Source organism: Cellulosimicrobium sp. CUA-896 (assembly GCF_001942335.1).
Lineage (GTDB): Bacteria > Actinomycetota > Actinomycetes > Actinomycetales > Cellulomonadaceae > Cellulosimicrobium.
Window position 1 is genome coordinate 60,975 of record NZ_MKKH01000008.1, and the last position, 23,483, is coordinate 84,457.

A 23,483-nucleotide genomic window follows, 5' to 3' on the forward strand; every position below is an offset into this window, starting at 1 on the left:
GGTGGGTGCCGCCCGCCGCGGTCATGGCGCCGCTCGACGTCCTGGGCGGCGCGGCCGTCCCGGTCGTCCTGCTCGCGTTCGGCATGTCGCTGCACGGCTCGCGGCCGCTGCGTCGCGGCGGGACGCGCGCGGCCGCGGGCGTCGCGAGCGCGGTCAAGCTGCTCGTCATGCCCGTGGCCGTGTACGTGGTGGCCCGGTTCGGCCTCCGGTTCGACGACGCCGAGGTCGCCTCCGCGGTGACGCTGGCCGCGCTGCCGACGGCGCAGAACGTCCACAACTACGCCGCGCGGTTCGGCCGGGGCGAGGTCCTCGCGCGGGACACGGTGCTCGTGACCACGGTGGGGTCGCCGCTCGTGCTGGTCGTCGTCGCGCTGCTGCTCGCGTGAGGCGCCCGCCCCAGTAGTCTGCGGGGGTGCTGCGCCTCCTCCTCGCCTCCCGCTCCCCCGCCCGTCTCGCCACGCTCCGCGCCGCGGGGGTGAGCCCGCTCGTGCGCGTCTCCGACGTCGACGAGGTCGCGGTGCTGGACGACGCGCGCGAGCGGTACGCGACCTCGAGCCGGTGGACGCGGTCCTCGTCCTGGCGCGCGCCAAGGCCGAGGAGGTCGCGCGCGCGGTCGAGTCGGACGCCGTGGACGGCGCGCTGGGCGAGGACGCCGACGCGACCTGCTCGTGGGCTGCGACTCGATGCTCGAGCTCGACGGCGACGTGCTCGGCAAGCCCGCCGACGCCGACGAGGCGCGCGCCCGCTGGCGGGCCATGCGCGGGCGCGCGGGCGTGCTCCACACCGGGCACTGGCTCGTCGACCTGCGCGACACCGAGGACGGCGGCACCGGTGCGACGTTCGGCGCGACGGCGTCCACGACGGTGCACTTCGCCGACCTGTCCGACGACGAGGTCGACGCCTACGTCGCCACGGGAGAGCCGCTGCACGTGGCCGGCGCGTTCACGGTCGACGGCCTCGGCGGCCCCTACGTCGAGCGCGTCGAGGGCGACCACCACAACGTCGTCGGGATCAGCCTGCCGCTGCTGCGGCAGCTGCTGGACGAGGTGGGCGTCGGCTGGCACGAGCTGCGCGACTGACGGAGGTTGTGGACGCCGGACAACCCAGCGCCCCCCGAGGGCACGTCGCCCCCGCGCCATGGAGGTTTCCTCCAACCGCCCTCTCCCCACGTTGGCCGCTTCTCCAATCTTGCCCGGTACCGCGGGCCGGAGCGTGATCGGCGGTCCGGCCACGCGTTACGGTGAGCCGTGCCCGCGAACTCCCCCTTGCGCAAGGTCCTCATCGCCAACCGAGGCGAGATCGCCGTCCGCATCGCCCGCGCGTGCGCGGACGCCGGCATCGCGTCCGTCGCCGTCTACGCCGACCCGGACCGCCAGTCCCCGCACGTGCGCCTCGCCGACGAGGCGTTCGCCCTCGGCGCGCCCGTGCCGCGGAGACGTACCTCGACATCGCGAAGCTGCTCGACGTCGCGCGCCGCGCGGGGGCCGACTCCGTGCACCCGGGCTACGGCTTCCTCGCGGAGAACGCGGAGTTCGCCCAGGCGGTGATCGACGCCGGCCTCGTCTGGATCGGCCCGCCGCCGGCGGCCATCGACGCGCTCGGCGACAAGGTGAGCGCCCGGCACATCGCGCAGCGCGCCGGCGCACCCCTCGTGCCCGGCACGCCCGACCCGGTCGCCGACGCGAGCGAGGTGCACGCGTTCGCCGCGGAGCACGGCCTGCCGATCGCCATCAAGGCGGCGTTCGGCGGTGGCGGCCGCGGCCTCAAGGTCGCGCGCACCGCCGACGAGATCGACGAGCTGTACGAGTCCGCGGTCCGCGAGGCGGTCGCCGCGTTCGGGCGCGGCGAGTGCTTCGTCGAGCGCTACCTCGACACCCCGCGCCACGTCGAGACGCAGTGCCTCGCCGACGAGCACGGCACCGTCGTCGTCGTCTCGACGCGCGACTGCTCGCTGCAGCGGCGCCACCAGAAGCTCGTCGAGGAGGCACCCGCGCCGTTCCTCACGGCCGAGCAGGAGGCGCAGCTCGACGCCGCGTCGAAGGCGATCCTGCGGGAGGCGGGCTACGTCGGGGCGGGCACGTGCGAGTTCCTCGTCGGCGCCGACGGCACCATCTCGTTCCTCGAGGTCAACACGCGTCTGCAGGTCGAGCACCCCGTCTCCGAGGAGGTCACCGGCATCGACCTCGTGCGCGAGCAGCTGCGCATCGCCGCGGGCGAGCCCCTCGGCTACGACCGCACGACCGTCCGCGGCCACTCGATCGAGTTCCGGATCAACGGCGAGGACCCGGCCGCGAACTTCCTGCCGGCACCCGGCCGCATCTCCACGCTCCGCTTCCCCTCGGGCCCCGGCGTGCGCGTCGACTCGGGCGTCGTCGAGGGCGACACCATCTCCGGCGCGTTCGACTCGATGATCGCCAAGGTGATCGTCACGGGCGCGACGCGCGAGCAGGCCGTCGAGCGCTCGCGCCGCGCGCTGCGCGAGCTCGAGATCGAGGGCATCCCGACGGTCGTCCCGTTCCACCGGGCCGTGCTCGACGCCGACGCCTTCGTCCCCACCGACGGCGGGCCGTTCCGCGTGCACACGCGGTGGATCGAGACCGAGTTCGCGGACCGGCTCGCGGCGCTCGCCCCCGCCCCCGCACCGTCCGCGGACGAGGAGGTCGAGGAGCTCGCGACGGAGCGCGTGGTCGTCGAGGTCGGCGGCAAGCGCCTCGAGGTCGTGCTCCCCGCGGGCCTCGGCATGGCCGCCGGCCGCGCGCGGAGCGCGAACGCGGCCCGGCGCCCCGCACGGCGTGCCGCGGCACGCGCCAACGGCGGTTCGGGAACGACGCTCGCCTCGCCCATGCAGGGCACGATCGTCAAGGTCGCGGTCGAGGACGGGGCCCAGGTCTCCGAGGGCGACCTCGTCGTCGTGCTCGAGGCCATGAAGATGGAGCAGCCGCTCCTCGCCCACCGGGCGGGGACGGTGCGCTCGCTCGCCGCGAGCGCGGCGCGAGCGTGAGCGCCGGGACCGCGATCTGCGAGATCGTCGACTGACCCGCGCGGGGTCGCGCGGGGTGCGCAGGGTGCGCGGGCGACCTGGCAGCATGGCCCCGTGACGATCCCGACGACGCCCCGCGACCCGGGCGAGCCGCCGCCGCGGCCGGCCCGCCACCTCCAGCCCGGGGACGGGTGGGTCGAGTGCGCGTGCGGTCGGCGGCACTGGGGCCTGCACGGCGCGGCGGGCCTGCTCCTGGGGCGCCGCGACGGGCTCGGCGTCGTACGGGAGGTGGTCCTGCAGCACCGCGCGCCGTGGAGCGACCAGGGCGGGACGTGGGGCGTGCCGGGCGGAGCGGTCGGGCCGGACGAGACGCCGGTCGAGGGTGCGCTGCGCGAGGCTCGTGAGGAGGCGGGCATCGACCCGGCGACCGTCCGCGTCCTGGGCGAGCGCGTGCTGGACCACGGGCCGTGGCGGTACACGACGGTGGTCGCCGAGCTCGCCGAGGGCTCGGTCCTCGAGCCGCGCGCCACGGACCCGGAGAGCGTGGAGGTCCGGTGGGTCGGCGTGGAGGACGTCCCCGCGCTACCGCTGCTGCCCGCCTTCGCGGACGCGTGGCCCGCGCTGCGCGCGGCGCTCGACGACGGCCGGTGACGCCGGCCGAGCGACGGCACCGGGGCCCGTGCCCGGCGCGCCGGCCGCGCGCTATGGTCGGCGGATGCGCATCGAGCTGACCGTGACCGAGGCCGTCGAGCTGGCACGCGCCGGCGGCGGCCTGCCCCCGTTCGTGCGCACCGTCACGGGCGAGGGCGACGACGTGCGCGTCGCCCTCGACCTGCGCGAGGTGCCGGACCCGCCGTCGGCGCTGCGGCTCGCGGCGCGGCTCGTCCCCGTCGTGCGGGTGACGCTGCGCCTCGAGTCCTTCGTCGCCGGCACTGCCGTCGTCGCGGTGGAGGCGAACGCGGCGGGCCTGCCGGCGCACAAGCTCCTGGGGATCGCCGAGGGCCCGCTGCAGGCCGTGCTCCGCTCGCGCGGCCTGCCGCCGGACGCCCTGCACGTGCTGCCCGGCGCGCGCGTGGCGGTCGACGCCCAGGCGCTGCTGGCGGCCGCGGCGGCCGACCGGCTGCCCGGCGCGCGGCTGACGGACCTCGCGTACGCGGACGGGACGGTGCGCGCGGAGGCGGTCCTCTAGCCTGACGGGGTGCGCTCACCCCTCGCGGTGGTGCAGCATCCGCGCCACCTCGGCGATGGACCCGGTGAGCGACGGGTACACCGTGAAGGCGGACGCGACGTCGTCCACGGTGAGGCGGTGCGACACCGCGAGCGTGATGGGGAAGACGAGCTCGCTGGCGCGCGGCGCGACGACCACGCCGCCGAGGACGACGCTCGCCTCCGGGTGCGCGAACAGCTTGACGAAGCCGTCGCGCATGCCGAGCATCTTCGCGCGCGGGTTGCGCGCGAGCGGCAGCGTCGTGGTGACGTACTTGCTGTTCTGCGCCTTGAGCTGCTCCTCGCTGTACCCGACGGTCGCGATCTCGGGCGCGGTGAAGATGTTCGCCGCGACCGTGCGCAGCTTGATCGGCGCCACGGCGTCGCCGAGCGCGTGCGACATCGCGACGCGCCCCTGCATCGCCGCGACCGAGGCCAGCGGCAGCACGCCCGTGCAGTCGCCCGCGGCGTAGACGCCGCGCGCGGTCGTGCGCGAGACCTTGTCGACCTCGACGTGCCCGCTCGGCGTGAGCCGCACGCCCGCCTCCTCGAGCCCGATGCCCTGGGTCGACGGCACCGACCCGACGGCGAGCAGCACGTGCGAGCCCTCCACGACGCGCCCGTCCGCGAGCGTGACGCGCACGCCGTCCTCGGTGCGCACGGCCGACTCGGCGCGCGAGCGGGACATGACCGTCATGCCGCGCGAGCGGAAGACGCCCTCGAGCAGCTCGGCGGCGTCGGCGTCCTCGCCCGGCAGCACCCGGTCGCGGCTCGAGACCAGCACGACGTCGGAGCCGAGGGCGTTGTACGCACCCGCGAACTCCGCCCCCGTGACGCCGGAGCCGACGACGATGAGCCGCTCCGGCAGCTCCTTGAGCGCGTAGAGCTGCGTCCACGTGAGGATGCGCTCGCCGTCCGGCCGGGCCGTGGGCAGCGTGCGCGGCGTGGAGCCGAGCGCGAGGAGGATCGCGTCGGCCTCCAGCACGAGGTCCTGCGCGGCGCCGTCCGCGGCGGCGCCGGCCCCCTCGACGACCACGCGGTCGGGTCCGTCGAGGCGGCCCGTCCCGAGGACCACGCGCACGCCCTCGCGCACGAGGCGCGCCCGGATGTCGGCGGACTGGGCGGCCGCGAGCGCGAGGACGCGCGAGTTCACCGCCTCGAGGTCGACGATGTGGCGGCGTGCCGCGGGGTCCTGCACGGTCGCGCTCTCGGTCGGGAGCCGGATGCCGAGGTCGGCGGCGCGGTCCGCGATGGTCATCCAGTCGGCGGTCGCGATGAGCGTCTTCGACGGCACGACGTCGGTGAGGACGGCGGCGCCTCCCATGCCGTGCTTCTCCACGACCGTGACGTCGGCGCCGAGCCGCCGCGCGACGAGCGCGGCCTCGTACCCGCCGGGACCACCTCCCACGACGACGATGCGGGTGGCCTGGCGGTCGAGGGTCTCGTGCGTCACGGGGGCCATTGTGTCAGGCGGCCCCGCCCGGGCGTGTCAGCGTGCGGGACGCGCGTGGCGCGGGCGCGCGCCGCGGGCGACCCGCTCCCCCGGGTCTGCCACCGGCGGGAGGGCTAGCCTTGCGACCATGACGACGACGCCTGCGAGCACACCCTCGCTCGACGACCCGACCACCGACCCGTTCCTCGTCGCGAGGGCGGCCGCCGACCACGTCGCCGAGGCGACCGGGGTCGACGGGCACGACATGGCGCTCGTCCTCGGGTCGGGCTGGGGCGGGGCCGCCGAGCTCCTGGGCGACGTCGTGGCGGAGATCCCGACGCACGAGATCCCCGGCTTCACGGCGGCGTCCGTCGCCGGGCACCTGTCGGTGACGCGCTCGATCCGCGTGGAGCGCGCCGACGGGTCGGTGCGGCACGCGCTGGTCCTCGGCTCGCGCACGCACCTGTACGAGGGCAAGGGCGTGCGCGCCGTCGTGCACGGCGTGCGCACCGCGGCGGCGACCGGCGCGGAGACCGTGATCCTCACCAACGGGGCGGGCGGGCTCCGGACCGAGTGGTCCGCGGGGACGCCCGTCCTCATCGCCGACCACCTCAACCTCACGGGCCGCAGCCCGCTCGAGGGCCCGACGTTCGTGGACCTGTCGGAGGTCTACTCCGCGCGGCTGCGCGAGCTCGCGCGGCGCGTCGACCCGACCCTCACCGAGGGCGTGTACGCGCAGTTCCCCGGGCCCCACTACGAGACGCCCGCCGAGGTGCGCATGGCGCGCACGGCGGGCGCGACCTCGTCGGCATGTCGACGACGATCGAGGCGATCGCCGCCCGCCACTGCGGCCTGGAGGTCCTCGGGGTCTCGCTCGTGACGAACCTGGCCGCGGGCATCAGCCCGACGCCGCTGTCCCACGCGGAGGTCCTCGAGGCCGGCCAGGCCGCGGGACCGCGCATCAGCTCCCTCCTCGCCGACATCGCGAAGCAGGTGTGACATGACCGAGCGCGCCACGTCCCGCCGCAGGACGCCGCAGCCCCGGGCCGGGTTCCCGGCCGAGGCCGCCGACGACCCGGGGTTCGACCCGGGTGCCGACCACGGCCCGTTCCTCCAGCGCGTCGCCACGTGGATCGACGACGACGTCGACCCGGACGACCAAGCCGAGCTGCGCCGCCTGCTCGAGCTCGCCGACTCGCCCGACCCGCGCAAGCACGACGTGCGCACGGCCGCGCTGGCCGACCTGCACGACCGCTTCTCCGGCCCGCTCGCGTTCGGCACCGCCGGGCTGCGCGGGCGGATGGGTGCGGGGCAGCACCGGATGAACCGGGCGGTGGTCGTCCGGGCCGCCGCCGGGCTCGGCGCCTTCCTCACCGGGGCGCTCGGCGCGGGTGCGCGGCCGCGCGTCGTCGTCGGCTTCGACGCGCGGCACGGCTCGCGCGCCTTCGCGGTCGACACCGCCGCCGTCCTCACCGCCGCGGGACTGGACGTGGCGGTGCTCCCGTCGACGCTCCCCACGCCCGTCCTGGCGTTCGCCGTGCGCCACCTCGGCGCGGACGCCGGCGTGATGGTCACCGCGAGCCACAACCCGCCCGCCGACAACGGGTACAAGGTCTACCTCGGCGGTCGCGTCGTCACCGGCGCCGGGCAGGGCGTGCAGATCGTCGCGCCGTACGACGCGCGGATCGCGGCCGCCATCGACGCCGTCGGCCCCGCGCGCGAGGTCCCGCGGGCGCAGGACGGCTGGACCGTGCTCGGGCCGGACCTGGTGGACGCCTACGTCGCGTCGGTCGTCGCGCTGTCCGACGGCGCCCCGCGGCACCTGCGCGTCGTCACCACGGCGCTGCACGGGGTGGGCGGCGCCGTGGTCGCGCGCGTCCTGCGCGAGGCCGGCTTCACGGACGTCGTGCCCGTCGAGGAACAGCTCGACCCGGACCCCGACTTCCCGTCCGTGTCGTTCCCGAACCCCGAGGAGCCGGGGGCCATGGACCTCGCCCTCGCCTACGCGCAGGACGCCGGCGCGGACGTCGTGCTCGCGAACGACCCTGACGCCGACCGGTGCGCCGTGGCCGTCCACGACCCGCGCGTCGGCACGTACCAGGGCGCCGAGACGGCGCGCTCGAACGGGTGGCGGGTGCTGCACGGCGACGAGGTGGGCGCGCTGCTGGGCAACGACGTCGCGGTCCGCCTCGCCGCGTCGGGCGCGCCGGGCGGCGTGCTCGCGTGCTCGATCGTGTCCTCGCGCCTGCTGAGCCGCATCGCCGCGGCTCACGGCCTCGGCTTCGCGACGACCCTCACCGGGTTCAAGTGGATCAGCCGGGTCGACGACCTCGCGTTCGGGTACGAGGAGGCGCTCGGCTACTGCGTCGACCCCGAGCACGTGCGCGACAAGGACGGCATCAGCGCCGCCCTGCTCGTCGCCCAGCTCGCGAACCGGCTCCGGGCGCAGGGACGCACCCTCGTCGACGCCCTCGACGACCTCGCCCGCGCGCACGGGCTGCACGTGAGCGACCAGCTCTCCGCCCGTTTCGACGACCTGGACCGCATCGGCGCGACGATGGCGCACCTGCGCGAGACGCCGCCGCGCACGCTCGCCGGCGCGGGCGTCACCGAGGTCGCCGACCTGTCCGTCGGCATCGACGGCCTGCCGCCGACCGACGGCGTGCGGATCCTCACGGCGGACGGCACGCGCGTCGTCGTGCGCCCGAGCGGGACCGAGCCGAAGGTCAAGTGCTACCTCGAGGTCGTCGTGCCGGTCGAGGTCGACGCCTCGCACGACGACCTCACGGCCGCGCGCGCCTTCGCGCGCGACCGGCTCGACCGCGTCGCGGTCGACATGCGGCGCGCGCTCGGCCTCTGAGGTCCTCGCGGCGGACGCGCGGTCCCGGCGCACCCCGCCGGGACCGCGCGTCCGTCTGCCGTCAGTACCCGGCGCCGTCCGACGGCGCCGACTCGCCCGCCGGGGCGTCGAAGCCCGCGAGCACGGCCGCCGTGCCGGACAGGCCGAGACGGGTCGCGCCGTGCTCGATCATCGCGAGGGCGTCGGCGAGCGTGCGGATGCCGCCCGACGCCTTGACGCCGAGCCGCCCGCCGACGGTCTCGGCCATGATCGACACGGCGTGCGTCGTCGCCCCGCCGGTCGGGTGGAAGCCCGTCGACGTCTTGACGAAGTCGGCGCCCGCGGCCTCGGACGCGCGGCAGGCCTCGACGATCTCGTGGTCGCTCAGGGCCGCGGACTCGATGATGACCTTGAGCACGCGGTCCTGCGGCACCGCGGCGCGCACGGCGGCGACGTCGGCGCGCACGGCGTCCCACGCGCCGGCCTTCGCCGCGCCGACGTCGATGACCATGTCCACCTCGTCGGCGCCGTCGTGCACCGAGCGCGCGGCCTCGAACGCCTTGACGTCGGAGTGGTGCTTGCCCGACGGGAAGCCGCACACGGTCGCCACCAGCACGCCGCGCTCGCGCGTCGTCGCCGGGTCGAGCGGCAGCATCGACGGGGACACGCACACGGAGTACACCCCGAGGCGTGCGCCCTCGTCGACGAGCGCCGCGACGTCGGCCGGCGTCGCCTCGGGCTTGAGCAGCGTGTGGTCGACGAACCGGGCGAGCGCCGCCGCGTCGAGGGGTGCCGCGCTCATCGCTGCGCCCCCTCGACGAGCTGGTACCCCGGCAGGATGACGTCGTCGACGAGCGCCTGGCGCTCGTCGTGGTGCACGAACGCGCTCCACGCCGCGGTGAGCGTGACGTCGGCGAGGTCGTCGAGCGTCCACCCCGCCTGCTCGACGAGCAGCGTCATCTCCTGCGTCATGGAGGTGCGCGACATGAGCCGGTTGTCGGTGTTGAGCGTCACCGCGAAGTCGAGCTCCTTGAGGAACGTGATCGGGTGGTCCGCGACCGACGTCGCGGCGCCCGTCTGCACGTTCGACGACGGGCACAGCTCGAGCGGGATCTGGTGGTCGCGCACCCAGTGGGCGAGGCGCCCGAGCGCCGCGGTGCCGCTGCGCTCGTCGCGCGCGACGTCCTCGACGATCCGCACGCCGTGCCCGACGCGGCTCGCCTGCCCGAGGTGCACGGCCTCCGCGATCGACTCCACGCCGGCCGCCTCCCCGGCGTGGATGGTCGCCGGGAAGTTCTGCTCGGCCAGGTAGCGCCAGATCTCCGCGTGCCGCGACGGCGGGAAGCCGTCCTCGGCGCCGGCGATGTCGAACCCGACGACGCCGTTCGCCCGGTTCGCGACGGCGAGCTCGGCGATCTCCTGCCAGCGGTCCGCGTGGCGCATCGCCGTGACGAGCTGGCCGACGCGGATCGTGCGGCCCGACGCCGCGACCTCGGCGACGCCCTGCTCGAGCCCGGCCTGGACGGCGTCGACCGTCTCCTGGAGCGACATGCCGCGCTGCAGGTGCTGCTCGGGCGCCCAGCGCTGCTCGGCGTACACGACGCCGTCGGCCGCGAGGTCCAGCACGGCCTCGCGGGCGACGCGGGCGAGGGCCTCCGGCGTCTGCATGACGGCGATCGTGTGGTCGAACGTCTCGAGGTAGCGCACGAGCGAGCCGGAGTCGGCCGACTCGGCGAACCACGTCGCGAGCGCGGCGGCGTCGGCGGCGGGCAGCTCGTGGCCGACCTCCGCCGCGAGCTCGAGGACCGTCGCGGGACGCAGGCCGCCGTCGAGGTGGTCGTGCAGCACGACCTTCGGCAGGGACCGGATGACGTCCGCGGTCAGCGGACGGATGTCGGTGGTCATGCGCCCACGCTACCGGCCCGCGTGCCGCCGCGGCTCACGCGTAGTCGTCCTCCTCGCCGGGCACCGCGGACGCCTGCTCGACGACGTCCGCCTCGCTCGCCTCCCCGGCGAGGTCCGGGCGCGCGGAGCCCGGGCGGTACTCGTCCGGGTCGTGCTCCGGGTCGTCGACTCCCGGGTCGTCGGTCTCGACCTCCTCGACGAGGTTGACGACCTCCTCGTCCGGCTCGACCAGGCCGGCGTCGCGCCGGGCGTCGTCTCCGGGGACCGTGCTCATGGCGGCTCCTCTCGAGCGGGGGTGCGGTGCGCCCCCATCCTCACGCCGCCCCGACCCGGTCGCCAGTCCGGTCGCGAGCTCGTCCGGCGGCCCGGTCGGCAGCAGCGCCCACACGACGTGCGGCCACCCGCCGAGCGCGCGCCGCACGACGCGGTCCGTGGCCCCGGCGGCGAGACGGTCGGCGTGCAGACGGTGGACCGACCCGGACGACGGCTCGTACAGCCAGCACCGCCGCCGCGCGTCGACGGCGGTGAGCAGCACGACGTGGCGCGGGACCGCCGCCGCGGGACCGCCCGAGAGGTCGCCGCCGGTGAACAGCGGCACCGGGTACCCGCGCGCCGCGGCGCGCACGGCGTCGTCGAGCACCGCGGGGGCGGCGTCGCCGTCGACGACCCGGTGCGTGTACCGCACCCCGGCGTACCGGGCGGTGCGCGCCGCGGTCCAGGGCGGCGTGCCGAGCGCCGCGGGCCACGGCAGGGGGCCGAGCGCACGCCGCGACGTGCGCCGCTTGACCACCTGCTGGAGCCGTACCCAGCGCTCGGCCGCGTCGGTCGGGCCGCCGCCGGTCGGGCCGCCGCCGGTCCTCGACGGTGCGCCGTCCGCGACCGGCCGGCCGACGGCCGTCCCGGTCACCAGCCACAGCGCGAGGACCGGGTCGCCGGCGGCCGCGAGCAGGGCGAGGACCGCCGACCCGCACGTCGTGCCGTCCACCTGGCATGCCGGGCGCCGCCGAGGACGAGCGGACGCACCGCGGCCCCGCCCGTGCGCGCGACGTCGTCCCCGCGGCCCAGCGGATCCAGCACGGCCCGGCGTCCCGCGTCCCCGAGCCCGGACAGCACCCGCTCGAGCTCGGCGACGGCGCCGTCCAGGTGCCCCGCGGCACGCGCCCGTCCCGCGGGGTCGTCCGGCGGGACGGACACCTCGACGACGGGCGTGGACGGGAGGACTCGGCCGAGAGCCGCCGCGACGGTCGTCAGCCGTGCCCGGGACCCGGCCCGCCCGCCGCTCACGGCCCCCCGAACGCCTGCGAGAGCGCCCACGCCGCACCCACGACCGCGAGGGCGAGCACGAGGCCGACGACGCGCACGAGGAACGACCACGCGTAGAGGCGCCCGTGGGACGGCAGCCGCCCGTCGGGGGGCCGCAGGACGCTGGGGACGAGCGTGAGGACGGCCACGACCCCCGCGGCCCAGACGACCGCGCCGTTCCCCGCGCGCAGCCCGGACGCCGCGAGCAGCAGCGCACCGACCACGACGCCGAGGACGGTGCGCTGCCAGGCGAGAGCCGTCCGCTCGGGCTGCAGGCCCTCGTCGCGCTCGGGCGGCGAGGGGCGCTCCCCGGGCCTCGCCCCCTCGGGCGGCGTCATGGCAGGGACGCCGCCGCACCGAGACCCGCGGCGACCGCATAGGCCGCGATGAGCACGGCCAGCAGCACGACACCGACCACCAGCACCGGCAGCCCGCCGGGTGCGGGGAGCGGCTCGCGCCGACGCAGCGCGCGCTCGTTGCGCCGCCACGACACGAGCGCGTACGTCGCGCAGCTCGCGCCGACGAGGCACGCGACCGCGGCGACGAGGTCGACCAGCCCGGGCAGGTCTGCGAACGTCGAGAACGACGTCAGCGCCACTCCCCCGGCGACGAGACCCACCCCGGTGCGCACCCACGCGAGCGCGGTGCGCTCGTTCGCGAGGCTGAACCGCGCGTCGGGCTCCGTCCCGACCCCGTAGACCGACCGGGGGCGCCGGTTGTCCCCCGGCTCCGCGTCCTCGCCCGCCACGTCAGCCGACGCGGTCGAGCACGACCGGGGTGCGCTCCACCGCGGTTCCCGGCGGGGCGATCGCCCACGCGCCGTCCAGCGCCTCGACGGCGCGCCCGAAGCGCTCGGGCGTGTCGGTGTGCAGGGTCATGAGGTGCTGGCCCTTGCGGACGGCGTCGCCCGGCTTGGCGAAGAGCTCGACGCCGGCGCCCGCCTGGACCGTGTCCTCCTTGCGCGCACGGCCCGCTCCGAGACGCCATGCCGCGACGCCCACCGCGTACGCGTCGAGCCGCTCGAGCACGCCGTCGCGGTCCGCCACGACGTGCTCCCTCTCCCGCGCGACCGGCAGCGGGGCGCGCGAGTCCCCGCCCTGCTCGGCGATCATCGCCCGCCACCTGTCCAGCGCGCGGCCGCCGACGAGGGCGTGGTGGACGTCGTCGGGGTCCTGGGGGCGGCCGGCCGCGGCGAGCATCTCCACCGCCAGCGCCACCGTCAGGTCGACGACGTCCTGCGGGCCCTTGCCGTGCATGACCTCGACCGACTCGCGCACCTCGAGGGCGTTGCCCGCGGTGAGGCCGAGCGGGGTGGACATGTCGGTGAGCAGGGCGACCGTGCGCACGCCCGCGTCCGTCCCGAGGTCCACCATGGTGCGCGCGAGCTCGCGCGCGGTGCCCAGGTCCTTCATGAAGGCGCCCGAGCCCACCTTGACGTCGAGGACGAGCGCGCCGGTGCCCTCCGCGATCTTCTTGCTCATGATCGACGACGCGATGAGCGGGATCGACTCGACGGTCCCCGTGACGTCGCGCAGCGCGTACAGGAGCCGGTCGGCCGGCGCGAGGCCCGACCCCGCCTGGCACACGACCGCGCCGACGTGCTCGAGCGCGTCCATCATCTGCGCGTTCGTCAGCGCGGCGCGCCACCCGCGGACCGACTCGAGCTTGTCGAGCGTGCCGCCCGTGTGCCCGAGCCCGCGCCCGGAGAGCTGGGGCACCGCGACGCCGAACGACGCGACGAGCGGCGCGAGCGGGAGCGTGATCTTGTCCCCCACGCCGCCCGTCGAGTGCTTGTCGACCGTGGGGCGCGACAGCCCGGTGAAGTCGAGACGCTCGCCGGAGGCGATCATCGCCTGGGTCCAGCGGCCGATCTCGGTGCGGTCCATCCCGTTGAGGAAGATCGCCATGGCGAGCGCCGCCATCTGCTCCTCCGCGACGACCCCGCGCGTGTAGGCGTCGATCACCCAGTCGATCTGCGCCCCGTCGAGCAGACCGCCGTCGCGCTTGGTCCGGATGACGTCGACGGCGTCGAAGGGCTCCGCCGCCACGCCCCCGACGGCCTCGACGTCCACAGCGCCTCCGGCGTCGACGGTGCCGCCTCCGGCGTCCACGGTGCCCCCGGTGTCCTCGCTCGTCACGAACGCTCCTCCAGATCGTCGGGCCCGAAGGCGTCGGGCAGCACGTCCCTCATCGTCGTGATACCACGGATGGAGTCGACCAGCAGGTCGGGGCCGCCGTGCTCCCACAGCAGCTGGCGGCAGCGCCCGCACGGCATGAGCGTCGCGCCGTGCTTGTCGACGCACGCGAACGCCACGAGACGCCCGCCGCCGGACCCGACGAGCGCGCTGACGAGGGAGCACTCGGCGCACAGCGTGACGCCGTAGGCGGCGTTCTCGACGTTGCACCCCACGACGACCCGGCCGTCGTCGACGAGCGCCGCGGCGCCCACCGGGAAGCCCGAGTACGGCGCGTACGCGCGCGTCATCACCTCGCGCGCCGCGGCGCGCAGGCCCTCCCAGTCGACGGCAGGACCGTCCGTCATGCCCACCTCACTTGATGTAGGGGACGCCCTCGGCGGCGGGCGCGCGGACGCGGCCCACGAGCCCGGCGACCGCGAAGATGGTCACGACGTACGGCGTCATCAGCATGATCTGGCTCGGGATGGGCGTCCCGACGATACCGAGCACCGTCTGCAGGTTGTCGGCGAACCCGAAGAGCAGCGCCGCGGCGAGGGCACCGACCGGGTTCCAGCGCCCGAGGATCATCGCAGCGAGCGCGATGAACCCCTTGCCGCCGGTCATCTCCTTGCCGAACGCCAGGCCGGCCGCGACGGTGAAGAACGCCCCGCCCAGGCCCGCGACCGCGCCGCCGAGGAGGGTGTTCTTCACGCGGGTCGCGTTCACCTTGATGCCCACGGTGTCCGCCGCCTTCGGGTGCTCCCCCACGGCGCGTAGGCGCAGGCCCCACCGGCTGCGGAAGAGGAAGATCTGCAGCACGACGACGGCCGCGTACATGAGGTAGACGAGCAGCGTCTGGCGGAACAGCACCGGGCCGACGACGGGGATCTGCGACAGCACCGGGATCTCGATGACCGGCAGCGGCGTGCGCGAGTTCCACGTCGCGGCGTCCTCGGTGAGGACCGTCGAGTACAGGTAGCTCGTCACGCCGACCACGAGCACGTTCAGCACGACGCCGACGATGATCTGGTTCACCCAGTAGCGGACCGAGAAGACGACGAGCAGCGCGCCGACGAGCGCGCCCGCGACCGGCGCGGCGATCAGCCCCGCGTAGGCGCTCGACGTCAGCGACGCGACGACGGCGGCGAGGAAGGCACCGGCGAGGAGCTGGCCCTCGATCGCGATGTTGATGATGCCGACGCGCTCGCACAGCACCCCGGACAGCGCCCCGAAGACGAGCGGGACGGCGAGGAACAGCGAGCCCTGTAGCAGCCCGGTGAGCGGGATGGCCGACTTGCCCGCGCCGGCCCAGCACAGGAACGCGAGCACGACGAGCACGCCGAACACGACGGGCAGCCACGCCCCGGTCCTGCGGCGCTCGGCCGCGGCCCAGAACGACAGCCCCGCGAGCATGACGGCGAGGATCGTGAGGAACAGCGCCGCCCCCGTCGAGCTCACCGTGACCGGCTGGATCTGGAAGAAGTCGCCCGCCGTCGACAGGCGGAACGTCGTCGTGGTCCCGCCCGCGGGCAGGATCGCGAAGAGCAGCAGCGACAGCAGACCGATCACCGCGTACGTGACCGGGGCGCGCCAGCTGATCGGCGCGAGCGGCCGGCCCGCGGCCGTGCCGGGGGTCGCGGGTGCCGGGGACGTCGTCGCGGCGGTCATGCGCCGGCCTCCTGGGTGGTGGGGGTGGTCGGGCGGGCGGCGCGGCGCCGCGCGGCGTGCCGCTCGGCGCGCGTGGGGCCGCCCGGCGTCGGCAGGCGGAAGATCGAGCGCACGAGGGGCGGGGCGGCGATGAAGAGCACGATGAGGACTGCACCACCAGCACGATGTCGATCGGCGTGCCGGTGCGCGCCTGCATCGCGAACCCGCCGGCCCGCAGCGCGCCGAAGAGCAGGCCCGCGAGGACCGTGCCGAGGGGACGGGACCGCCCCAGGAGCGCGACGGTGATGGCGTCGAAGCCGAAGCTCGCCGCGACGCCCGCGGTGAGGACCTGCTCGGTCCCGAGCACCTGGGCCGAGCCCGCGAGCCCGGCGAGCGCGCCCGCGAGAGCCATGACCCAGACGGTGACCCACGGCACCGACATGCCGGCGGTGCGGGCGGCGTGGGGGTTCTCGCCGACCGCCCGGAACCGGAACCCGAGCGTCGAGCGCTCCATGAGCCACCACACGCCGGCGGCCGCGAGCAGGGCGAGCACGAACCGAGGTGCAGGCGGAAGCCCTCGCCGAGCAGGAGCGGGAAGCCGCGCTGCCGGGGATGGGCGGGCTGATCGGGTTCGAGCTGCCCTCGCGCTGGAACGCCGGGGCGTCAGCAGGTACGCCACGAGGTACACGGCGATGTTGTTGAGCATGATGGTGACGATGACCTCGTGGGCGCCGGTGCGCGCCTTGAGCACGCCGGCGATGCTCGCCCAGAGCGCCCCGCCGAGCGCCGCCCCCAGCACGGCGAGCAGCAGGTGCAGGCCGGGCGGCAGGTCGAACGTGAAGCCGATGAACCCGGCGAAGATGCCACCGAGGATGATCTGGCCCTGGGCGCCGATGTTGAACAGCCCCGCGCGGAAGCCGATGCCCAGTCCCAGGCCCGCGAGGATGAGCGGCACGGAGACGGTCATGGTCTCGGTCAGCGGGCGCAGCGCGCCGCGCAGGTCGGAGGCCTGGAAGTTGACCACCGAGCCCTGGAACAGCGCGCTGTAGGCGCCGAACACGGCGTTCCAGATCGCCTCGAGCGTGTCCACCGGCCGCGCGAAGAAGTAGGTCGCGGCCTCCTGGACCTCGGGGTCGGCCGCCGCGATGAGGACGCCGCCGAGCACGAGGGCCGCGACGATCGCGAGCAGCGAGACCAGCCAGCTGCTCTCGAGCATCTCGCGCAGGACGGTCTGCCCGGCCGGACGCTCGGGCCTCGCGACGTCGCTCGGCGGCGCGGCCGTCGGCGGGACGGTGGGCGTCCCCTCGTCGTCGGCCATCGGCTGCTGGCTCACTGCGTCTCCTCCTCACGGGACGCGGCGGCGGCCGCGTCCTCGGCCTCGATGCCCGACGGCGCACGCTCCGCCTCGCCGAGCGTCGTGTGGTGCTGCGCGGCCTGGACCACCGCCTCGTCCAGGGGGACCCCGGCCATCATGAGGCCGAGGACGTCACGGTCGGTGTCGCCGGGGACGACGCCGACGACGCGGCCGCGGTACATCACCGCGATGCGGTCGGCGAGCGCCACGACCTCGTCGAGCTCGGTCGAGACGATGATCACGGGGGTGCCCTTGTCGCGCTCGGCGACGATGCGCTGGTGGACGAACTCGATGGACCCGACGTCGAGCCCGCGCGTCGGCTGGGAGGCGATGAGCAGACGCAGGGGTCGCGACATCTCGCGCGCGAGGACGACCTTCTGCTGGTTGCCGCCCGACAGGGTGCCCGCCGGCGCCTCGACCGACTGCGTGCGCACGTCGAACTCCACGACGCGCTGCTCCGCGTTGCTGCGGATCGTGGGCCTGCTGATCGCCCCGCCGCGCGAGTACGGCGCGGACGACACGAGGTCGAGCACGAGGTTCTCCTCGACGGAGAACGTGCCGATGATGCCGTCGGTGCTGCGGTCCTCCGGCACGTAGCCGACCCCGGCACCGAGCACGTCCGAGACCCCGCGGCCCACGAGCTCCGTGCCGTCGAGCACGATCGAGCCGGCCACCGGACGGCGCAGGCCGACGATCGTCTCGGTCAGCTCGGTCTGCCCGTTGCCCTGGACGCCGGCGACGACGAGGATCTCCCCGCGCGCGACGTCGAGGTCGACGTCGTCCACCACGGCGGTGCCCGCGTCGTCGAGCACGCTGAGGTCGCGCACGCGGAACGTCGCGTCACCCGGCCGGGCCGGCTCCTTCGCGACCCCGAGCTCCACCGACCGTCCGACCATGAGCGACGCGAGCTCGGTCTCGCTCGCGGACGGGTCCGCGGTGCCCACGACCTTGCCGCGGCGGATCACCGTGATGCGGTCGGCGATGGCGCGGACCTCGCGCAGCTTGTGGGTGATGAAGACGATGGAGGTCCCGGCCTCCTTGAGCTGGCGCATGATCGCGATCAGCTCGTCCGTCTCCTGCGGCGTGAGCACGGCGGTGGGCTCGTCGAGGATGAGGACGCGGGCGTCGCGCGAGAGCGCCTTGATGATCTCCACGCGCTGCTGCACCCCGACGGGGATGTCCTCGACCATCGCGTCCGGGTCGACCTCGAACCCGAAGCGGTCGGAGATCTCCTGCACGAGTCCCCGCGCGCGCCGGGCGCGATGAGCCCGCCGCCGCGCACCGGCTCGTGGCCGAGCGCGACGTTCTCGGCCACGGTGAAGACCGGGACGAGCATGAAGTGCTGGTGGACCATGCCGATGCCGGCCGCCATGGCGTCGCCCGGCCCGGCGAACTGCACCGGACGGTCGTCGACGACGATCTCGCCGTCGTCGGGGTCGTAGAGCCCGTAGAGCACGTTCATGAGCGTGCTCTTGCCGGCCCCGTTCTCACCGAGCAGGGCGTGGATCTCGCCCGGCTCGATGACCAGGTCGATGTGGTCGTTGGCGACCAGGGACCCGAAGACCTTCGTGATCCCGCGCAGCTCCAGCTTCACCGGCCGGCCTCTTCCGTTCGTCCGCGTACTCCATTCGAACCGCAACCCGGTCCGCACGTCGCGTCGTGCCGGACCTGCTGCCGCCCGTGGCCCGGGGCGCCGTCGCGACGCCCCGCTGGTCAGGACGATGGCCCGGGCGGCGAGCGCCCGGGCCACCGTCGGCGCGGCCGGGCCGGAGAACCGGCCCCGGCCGCGTCGTGCTCGTGACGTCAGGTCACGGAGCGTTCGGGGACTCCACCACGAGGTCGCCCGCGATGATCTGCTCCTGGTACTCCGCGAGCTTGTCCTGCAGCTCCACCGGCACCTCGTCCTCGAAGTCGTGGAACGGCGCCAGGCCGACGCCCTCGTTCTCGAGCGTGCCGACGTAGGGCTCGTTCGTGAAGCTGTCCTCCGCGGCCTCGCTCACGGTGTCGAAGACCGCGGGCCCGATCTGCTTCATCACCGAGGTGATGATGAGGCTGCCGTAGTCGGTCGTGAGGAAGCCGTCCGAGTCGACCCAGATGAGCCGCGCGCCCGCGCCCTCCGCGGCCGCGGCCGCGCCGAGGCCCACCGGACCGGCGACCGGCATGATGATGTCGGCGCCCTGGTCGATGAAGCCCTGCGTGACGTTCTGGCCGTTCGCCTGGTTCTCGAAGTCACCGGTGAAGGTGCCCGTCTGGGCCTCCTTGTCCCAGCCGAGGAGCGTGACGTCGGTGCCGTTGTCCTCGTTGTACTTCGCGACGCCGTCCGCGAAGCCGTCCATGAAGATCATCACCGACGGGATCTGGATGCCGCCGAACGTCGCCACCGTGCCCGACTCGCTCATGCCCGCGGCGAGGTAACCGGCGAGGAACGCGGCCTCGGCCGTGTTGAACAGGATCGGCTTGGCGTTCTCGAGCTCGACCGGGTTCTGCTCGGCGTCCGAGAACGACGAGTCGATGAGCGCGAAGTTCGTCTCCGGGTTGGCCTCGGCGGCCGACTGGATCGGGTCCTCGAGGAGGAAGCCGACGCCGATCACGAGGTTGCAGCCCTGCTGCACCAGGTTGTCGATGTTCGGGCCGTAGTCGGTGTCCGCCTGGGACTCGACCTCGCGGACCGTGATCCCCAGCTCCTCCTCCGCCTGCTCCAGACCCTCGTACCCGGCCTGGTTGAAGGACTGGTCGTCGAAGCCGCCCTGGTCGGAGACCATGCACGCGGAGAAGTCGGAGTTGCCCCCGGTCGCCTCGCCGCCGCCACCGGTGGTCTCGTCGTCCTCCGGCGCCGCACCGCACGCCGCCAGCGCGAGCGCGGCGACCGCCGCGAGCGCGGTGGCCTGAGTCGCTCTCTTCACCCTCTTGCTCCTGTCGCTGTCGTCTTCCCGGGCCGCGCGGGGAAGGACCCCTGGGACTCCCCGCGCGCCCTTGCGCGGGAGGACCGGTCGTCGGCCTCCATGAGACGGAACACTAACCAGCCCCGTGTGCCCTGCACGTTACGTGACGGTAACGCGGCCACTTCGTTATCCAAGCGTCATCGCCCGTCTCAGGCCCGCAGGGCCCGCGTCCACGTGGCGGACCGTCAGGCGGAGCCCGCGTCCGGCGACCGGCCCGCTCCCGCCGCCGTGCCCGCTGCCGTGCTGCCGCCGGCGGCCGGGGTGCCCCCGCCGAGCGCGACCCGCGCCAGGAGCCGGGCCCCGGCGTCGATCGCCCGCTCGTCGACCTGCAGGTCTCCCTGGTGCAGGTCGTAGGAGCGGCCGCCGGGCGTGCGCGTGCCCAGGCGCGCCATCGCGCCGGGCACCTTCGTCAGGTACCAGGCGAAGTCCTCGCCGCCGAGCGACTGCTCCGTGAGCGTCACGCAGTCGGGCCCGAGCACGTCGCGCGCGGCGGCCTCGAGCAGGCCGGTGCACCGCGCGTCGTTCTCGACCGGCGGCACGCCCCGCGTGTGGTGGACCGTCACCTCGACCTCGTAGGGAGCCACGACCTGCTCGACCGCGTCGTGCAGGACCTGGCCGGCGAACTCCCACGCCCGCACGTCGAGGCAGCGCAGGTCCCGCGCACCGTCCCCGTGCTGGGGATCGCGTTGTGCGCCGACCCGGCGTGCACCGCCCCCCACGTGAGGTTCACGCCGGACCGCGGGTCGAGGCGCCGCCCGAGGACGGCCGGGACCTGCGTGATGACCTGGCCGAGCGCGTACACCACGTCCCCGGTCAGGTGCGGGCGCGACGTGTGGCCGCCCGGGGACGCGATGGTCACCGAGACCTCGTCCGACGCGGACGTGATCGGCCCGATGCGCGTGCCCACGGTGCCGACGTCCGACTTCGGGTCGCAGTGCACGCCGTAGATCTCGTCCACCTCGTCGAGACCGCCGGCCGCGATGACGTCGAGGGAACCGCCCGGCTGCACCTCCTCGGCGGGCTGGAAGATCAGCCGGACGCCGCGCCGCAGGAGCCCCTGCACGTGCAGGTCCGCGAGCACGAGCCCCGCGCCGAGCACGACGGCCGTGTGGACGTCGTGGCCGCACGCGTGGGCCACCCCGCTCACGGTCGACGCCCACGGGAGGGAGCAGCGGTCCTGGAGGGGCAGCGCGTCGATGTCCGCGCGCAGCGCGACCCGCCCGGCCGCGGCGACGGAGGTGCCCGCGGGCCCGGGCACGAGCTCGCCCGGTGCGGGGCCCAGGTCGCAGACGAGGCCGGTGCCGGGCAGCAGCCGCGGCTCGAGCCCGGCGCGCTCGAGCCGCTCGGCCAGCAGCGCGGTCGTGCGCGTCTCGGCGCGCGAGACCTCGGGGTGCGCGTGGATGTCGCGGCGCGTCGCGACGAGCTCGTCGGCGTAGCGCGCCGCCGACCGGGCGAGCAGGTCCGGGACCACCGTCTGCCGCCCGCTCACAGGAGCTCGTCCATCCCGAGCTCGTGCACCGCGTCCACCATGGACTTCACCTGCTGCGCACGTGCCCTGGTGGTCACCAGGAGCGCGTCGGGCGTGTCCACCACGACGACGTCGTCGAGCCCGAGGACGGTGACGACGCGGTCGGTCGCCGGGACGACGACCGACCCCGCGCTCTCGCGGCGCACGACGCGGCCCGTGTCGCCGAGCACCTTGGACCCGGCGTTGTCCACCGACGGCAGCAGGGCCGCGAGGGAGTTGAAGTCGCCGACGTCGTCCCAGCCGAACGTCCCCGGCACGACGGCGACACCGCCGACCGCCGCGACGGGCTCGGCGACGGCGTGGTCGATGGCGATGCGCTCGAGCGCGGGCCACCTCTCGGCGAGCACCCGCTCGCGCTCCGGCGTGTCCCACGCGGCGGCGACGGCGCGCAGGCCGTCGTGCAGCTCGGGCCGCTGGTCCGCCAGGTGCCCGAGCAGGACCGACGTGCGCACGATGAACATCCCGGCGTTCCAGCGGTACTCGCCGGACGCGAGGTAGCGCTGCGCGGTCGCCGCGTCGGGCTTCTCCGTGAACCCGCGCACGTGCCGCGCCGACGGCGCCCCGTCGACGCCGAGCGCGTCGCCGCTGTGGACGTACCCGAAGGCCGTGGAGGGGCGCGACGCCGCGATGCCGATCGTCACGACGTAGCCCGCGCGGGCCGCCTCGACCGCCTCGCGCACCGACGCCTCGAACGCGTCGCGGCCCGTGATGACCTGGTCCGCCGCGAACGACCCCAGCACGACGTCGCCGTGGCGGCGCTCCAGGACGGCGGCGGCGAGGCCGATCGCGGCCATGGAGTCGCGCGGCGAGGGCTCGGCGAGCACGTTGGCGGCGGGGATCTCCGGGAGCTGGGTGCGCGCGGCGGCCACGTGCCGGTCCCCCGTGACGAGCACGACGCCCTCCGCCCCGGTGAGCGGCGCGAGCCGGTCGACCGTGGCCTGCAGGAGCGTGCGTCCGGAACCGGTCAGGTCGAGCAGGAACTTCGGCGAGCCCGCGCGCGAGAGCGGCCAGAGCCGGGTCCCGCTCCTCCGGCGGGGACGACGGCGTGGAACCCGGGGATCGGGGCGGACGCGGAGCGTGTCGGAGAAGGGCCCATGTCCGCAGCATAATGAGAGGGCGAGTTCCCCCGTCGCCTGTGGGATCCCTCACAAACGGCCCCCGGGACCTGTGACGACGGCCCGGCGGCGTCCGGGAGGCGACGTCGAGGTCCTATGGTGATTCCCAGAGACCGAAGCCGACGACGGCCCCGCCCCGGTCCGGGCCGGCTCCGGGATCACCCGGCATCTCTCCCCTGACCTCGCCACAGGAGGCCCCCACAGTGCCCAGTGCACCTGCCGGCACGCTCTACCGCGGCCGCGAAGGCATGTGGTCGTGGGTCGCGCACCGCGTGACCGGCGTCCTCATCTTCTTCTTCCTGCTCGTCCACGTGCTCGACACGGCGCTGGTCCGGGTCTCCCCCGAGGCGTACAACGCCGTCATCAGCACCTACCAGACGCCGATCATGGGCCTCGGCGAGGCGGGTCTCGTCGCGGCGATCGTCTTCCACGCCTTCAACGGCGTCCGCATCGTGCTCGTCGACTTCTGGGCCAAGGGCCCGCGCTACCAGCGCACGATGCTGTGGGTCGTCGTCGGGCTCTTCGTCGTCACGATGGCGGGCTTCCTCCCGCGTCACCTCATGAACGTCTTCGGAGGGGGTCACTGATGACGTCCACGGCTCCGGTCGCCCAGACCATCGACAGCCCGCGCGACCCGTACCAGCGCCGCAAGGCCACGCGCAGCAACTACGAGCTCTACAGCTGGATCTTCATGCGCGCCTCGGGCGTCGTGCTGATCGTGCTGATCTTCGGCCACCTCTTCGTCAACCTCATGGTCGGCGAGGGCGTGCACGCGATCGACTTCGGCTTCGTCGCCGGCAAGTGGGCCTCGCCGTTCTGGCAGATCTGGGACCTGCTGATGCTGTGGCTCGCGATGTTCCACGGCACCAACGGCGTGCGCACGATCATCAACGACTACGCCGAGCGTGACGGCACTCGCCTCGTGCTCAAGCTCGCGCTCTACCTCGCGTTCACGGTCGTCACCGTGCTGGGCACGCTCGTGATCTTCACGTTCGACCCGTGCCCGCGGCCGCCCCGGCCGACCTCCTCGCGTCGTTCTGCACCGCGTGACCCCCC

17 protein-coding genes and 8 pseudogenes are annotated in these 23,483 nt (G+C 75.0%); 10 read left to right on the forward strand and 15 right to left on the reverse strand.

Annotation, left to right across the window (positions count from 1 at the left end):
* Nucleotides 1-23: 23 nt before the first annotated feature.
* The 5 genes and pseudogenes from BJF88_RS23020 to BJF88_RS03565 all read left to right on the forward strand — a co-directional run bounded on the left by BJF88_RS23020 (nt 24) and on the right by BJF88_RS03565 (nt 4,169).
* Entirely contained in the window at nt 24-386 is a 363-nt protein-coding gene (locus tag BJF88_RS23020) for an AEC family transporter (RefSeq protein WP_369824474.1), read from the forward strand.
* A 26-nt stretch (nt 387-412) separates the two neighbouring features.
* Nucleotides 413-1,079 (forward strand): annotated as a pseudogene (locus BJF88_RS21095) (nucleoside triphosphate pyrophosphatase).
* Nucleotides 1,080-1,265: 186 nt separating this feature from the next.
* Nucleotides 1,266-3,036, forward strand: a pseudogene (locus BJF88_RS03555) (biotin carboxylase N-terminal domain-containing protein).
* A gap of 64 nt (nt 3,037-3,100) precedes the next feature.
* Complete coding sequence (locus BJF88_RS03560) at nt 3,101-3,631, forward strand: NUDIX hydrolase (RefSeq protein WP_075827805.1); 531 nt, start codon at nt 3,101-3,103, stop codon at nt 3,629-3,631.
* 64 nt (nt 3,632-3,695) lie between these two features.
* The gene (locus BJF88_RS03565) at nt 3,696-4,169 is read left to right on the forward strand and encodes a hypothetical protein (protein ID WP_075827778.1); all 474 of its coding nucleotides are present in this window, start codon (nt 3,696-3,698) and stop codon (nt 4,167-4,169) included.
* A 15-nt stretch (nt 4,170-4,184) separates the two neighbouring features.
* Here the strand turns inward: BJF88_RS03565 and BJF88_RS03570 are convergent, their stop codons facing one another.
* Entirely contained in the window at nt 4,185-5,648 is a 1,464-nt protein-coding gene (locus BJF88_RS03570) for an NAD(P)H-quinone dehydrogenase (protein ID WP_075827779.1), read from the reverse strand.
* 235 nt (nt 5,649-5,883) lie between these two features.
* On the opposite strand from BJF88_RS03570, the pseudogene BJF88_RS21100 reads away from it, so the two are divergent.
* The 3 genes and pseudogenes from BJF88_RS21100 to BJF88_RS03580 all read left to right on the forward strand — a co-directional run.
* Nucleotides 5,884-6,219 (forward strand): annotated as a pseudogene (locus BJF88_RS21100) (purine-nucleoside phosphorylase); the annotation flags it as partial.
* Nucleotides 6,192-6,617 carry a hypothetical protein gene (locus tag BJF88_RS21105; RefSeq protein WP_255371727.1) on the forward strand — a complete coding sequence of 142 codons (426 nt, stop codon included), beginning with the start codon at nt 6,192-6,194 and terminating at the stop codon, nt 6,615-6,617. The pseudogene BJF88_RS21100 and the gene BJF88_RS21105, both read left to right, overlap by 28 nt.
* A gap of 1 nt (nt 6,618) precedes the next feature.
* On the forward strand, nt 6,619-8,478 hold the full coding sequence (locus BJF88_RS03580; protein WP_083648834.1) for a phospho-sugar mutase: 1,860 nt from the start codon (nt 6,619-6,621) through the stop codon (nt 8,476-8,478).
* A gap of 61 nt (nt 8,479-8,539) precedes the next feature.
* On the opposite strand, the gene deoC is transcribed toward BJF88_RS03580, so the two are convergent.
* From deoC to BJF88_RS03650, 14 genes and pseudogenes are all read right to left on the reverse strand, one after another.
* Nucleotides 8,540-9,259: a deoxyribose-phosphate aldolase gene (deoC, locus tag BJF88_RS03585; RefSeq protein ID WP_075827780.1), complete on the reverse strand. Its 720-nt coding sequence runs from the start codon at nt 9,257-9,259 to the stop codon at nt 8,540-8,542.
* Nucleotides 9,256-10,362, reverse strand: coding sequence for an adenosine deaminase (locus BJF88_RS03590; RefSeq protein ID WP_075827782.1), 1,107 nt, complete (start codon nt 10,360-10,362; stop codon nt 9,256-9,258). The genes deoC and BJF88_RS03590 overlap by 4 nt, the downstream gene beginning before the upstream one ends.
* A gap of 34 nt (nt 10,363-10,396) precedes the next feature.
* On the reverse strand, nt 10,397-11,347 hold the full coding sequence (locus tag BJF88_RS21110; RefSeq protein ID WP_255371720.1) for a hypothetical protein: 951 nt from the start codon (nt 11,345-11,347) through the stop codon (nt 10,397-10,399).
* Between the two features lie 295 nt (nt 11,348-11,642).
* Nucleotides 11,643-12,002 (reverse strand): DUF202 domain-containing protein, encoded by a 360-nt coding sequence (locus tag BJF88_RS03605; protein ID WP_075827784.1) that lies wholly within the window; start codon nt 12,000-12,002, stop codon nt 11,643-11,645.
* Nucleotides 11,999-12,412 (reverse strand): YidH family protein, encoded by a 414-nt coding sequence (locus BJF88_RS03610; protein ID WP_075827785.1) that lies wholly within the window; start codon nt 12,410-12,412, stop codon nt 11,999-12,001. Before BJF88_RS03610 ends, BJF88_RS03605 begins: the two co-directional genes overlap by 4 nt.
* Nucleotide 12,413: 1 nt before the next feature.
* Nucleotides 12,414-13,712, reverse strand: coding sequence for a thymidine phosphorylase (locus BJF88_RS03615; RefSeq protein WP_075827808.1), 1,299 nt, complete (start codon nt 13,710-13,712; stop codon nt 12,414-12,416).
* Nucleotides 13,713-13,798: 86 nt separating this feature from the next.
* Nucleotides 13,799-14,206 carry a cytidine deaminase gene (locus tag BJF88_RS03620; protein WP_075827809.1) on the reverse strand — a complete coding sequence of 136 codons (408 nt, stop codon included), beginning with the start codon at nt 14,204-14,206 and terminating at the stop codon, nt 13,799-13,801.
* A gap of 7 nt (nt 14,207-14,213) precedes the next feature.
* Nucleotides 14,214-15,509: an ABC transporter permease gene (locus tag BJF88_RS03625; RefSeq protein WP_075827786.1), complete on the reverse strand. Its 1,296-nt coding sequence runs from the start codon at nt 15,507-15,509 to the stop codon at nt 14,214-14,216.
* On the reverse strand, nt 15,506-15,649 hold the full coding sequence (locus tag BJF88_RS21115) for a hypothetical protein (RefSeq protein ID WP_255371721.1): 144 nt from the start codon (nt 15,647-15,649) through the stop codon (nt 15,506-15,508). The genes BJF88_RS03625 and BJF88_RS21115 overlap by 4 nt, the downstream gene beginning before the upstream one ends.
* Before the next feature lie 107 nt (nt 15,650-15,756).
* Nucleotides 15,757-16,806, reverse strand: a pseudogene (locus tag BJF88_RS21120) (ABC transporter permease); the annotation flags it as partial.
* Nucleotides 16,807-16,817: 11 nt separating this feature from the next.
* A pseudogene (locus BJF88_RS03635) lies at nt 16,818-18,436 on the reverse strand (ABC transporter ATP-binding protein).
* Between the two features lie 214 nt (nt 18,437-18,650).
* Entirely contained in the window at nt 18,651-19,745 is a 1,095-nt protein-coding gene (locus BJF88_RS03640) for a BMP family protein (protein WP_075827787.1), read from the reverse strand.
* 224 nt (nt 19,746-19,969) lie between these two features.
* Nucleotides 19,970-21,255, reverse strand: a pseudogene (locus BJF88_RS23025) (amidohydrolase).
* Between the two features lie 14 nt (nt 21,256-21,269).
* Nucleotides 21,270-22,408: pseudogene (locus BJF88_RS03650) on the reverse strand (mannose-1-phosphate guanylyltransferase).
* A gap of 222 nt (nt 22,409-22,630) precedes the next feature.
* Here BJF88_RS03650 and sdhC point away from each other — a divergent pair.
* Nucleotides 22,631-23,014, forward strand: coding sequence for a succinate dehydrogenase, cytochrome b556 subunit (gene sdhC / locus BJF88_RS03655; protein ID WP_075827788.1), 384 nt, complete (start codon nt 22,631-22,633; stop codon nt 23,012-23,014).
* Nucleotides 23,014-23,477, forward strand: a pseudogene (locus tag BJF88_RS03660) (succinate dehydrogenase hydrophobic membrane anchor subunit). The gene sdhC and the pseudogene BJF88_RS03660 overlap by 1 nt, the downstream one beginning before the upstream one ends.
* The last annotated feature ends 6 nt before the right edge of the window (nt 23,478-23,483 follow it).

Coding starts and splice junctions, on each gene's coding strand:
- BJF88_RS03620 (WP_075827809.1), bottom strand. CDS start 14,206: ATGACGGACGGTCCTGCCGTCGACTGGGAGGGCCTGCGCGCCGCGGCG.
- BJF88_RS03580 (WP_083648834.1), top strand. CDS start 6,619: ATGACCGAGCGCGCCACGTCCCGCCGCAGGACGCCGCAGCCCCGGGCC.
- deoC (WP_075827780.1), bottom strand. CDS start 9,259: ATGAGCGCGGCACCCCTCGACGCGGCGGCGCTCGCCCGGTTCGTCGAC.
- BJF88_RS03570 (WP_075827779.1), bottom strand. CDS start 5,648: ATGGCCCCCGTGACGCACGAGACCCTCGACCGCCAGGCCACCCGCATC.
- BJF88_RS03625 (WP_075827786.1), bottom strand. CDS start 15,509: ATGACCGCCGCGACGACGTCCCCGGCACCCGCGACCCCCGGCACGGCC.
- BJF88_RS03565 (WP_075827778.1), top strand. CDS start 3,696: ATGCGCATCGAGCTGACCGTGACCGAGGCCGTCGAGCTGGCACGCGCC.
- BJF88_RS23020 (WP_369824474.1), top strand. CDS start 24: ATGGCGCCGCTCGACGTCCTGGGCGGCGCGGCCGTCCCGGTCGTCCTG.
- BJF88_RS03605 (WP_075827784.1), bottom strand. CDS start 12,002: ATGACGCCGCCCGAGGGGGCGAGGCCCGGGGAGCGCCCCTCGCCGCCC.
- BJF88_RS03590 (WP_075827782.1), bottom strand. CDS start 10,362: ATGACCACCGACATCCGTCCGCTGACCGCGGACGTCATCCGGTCCCTG.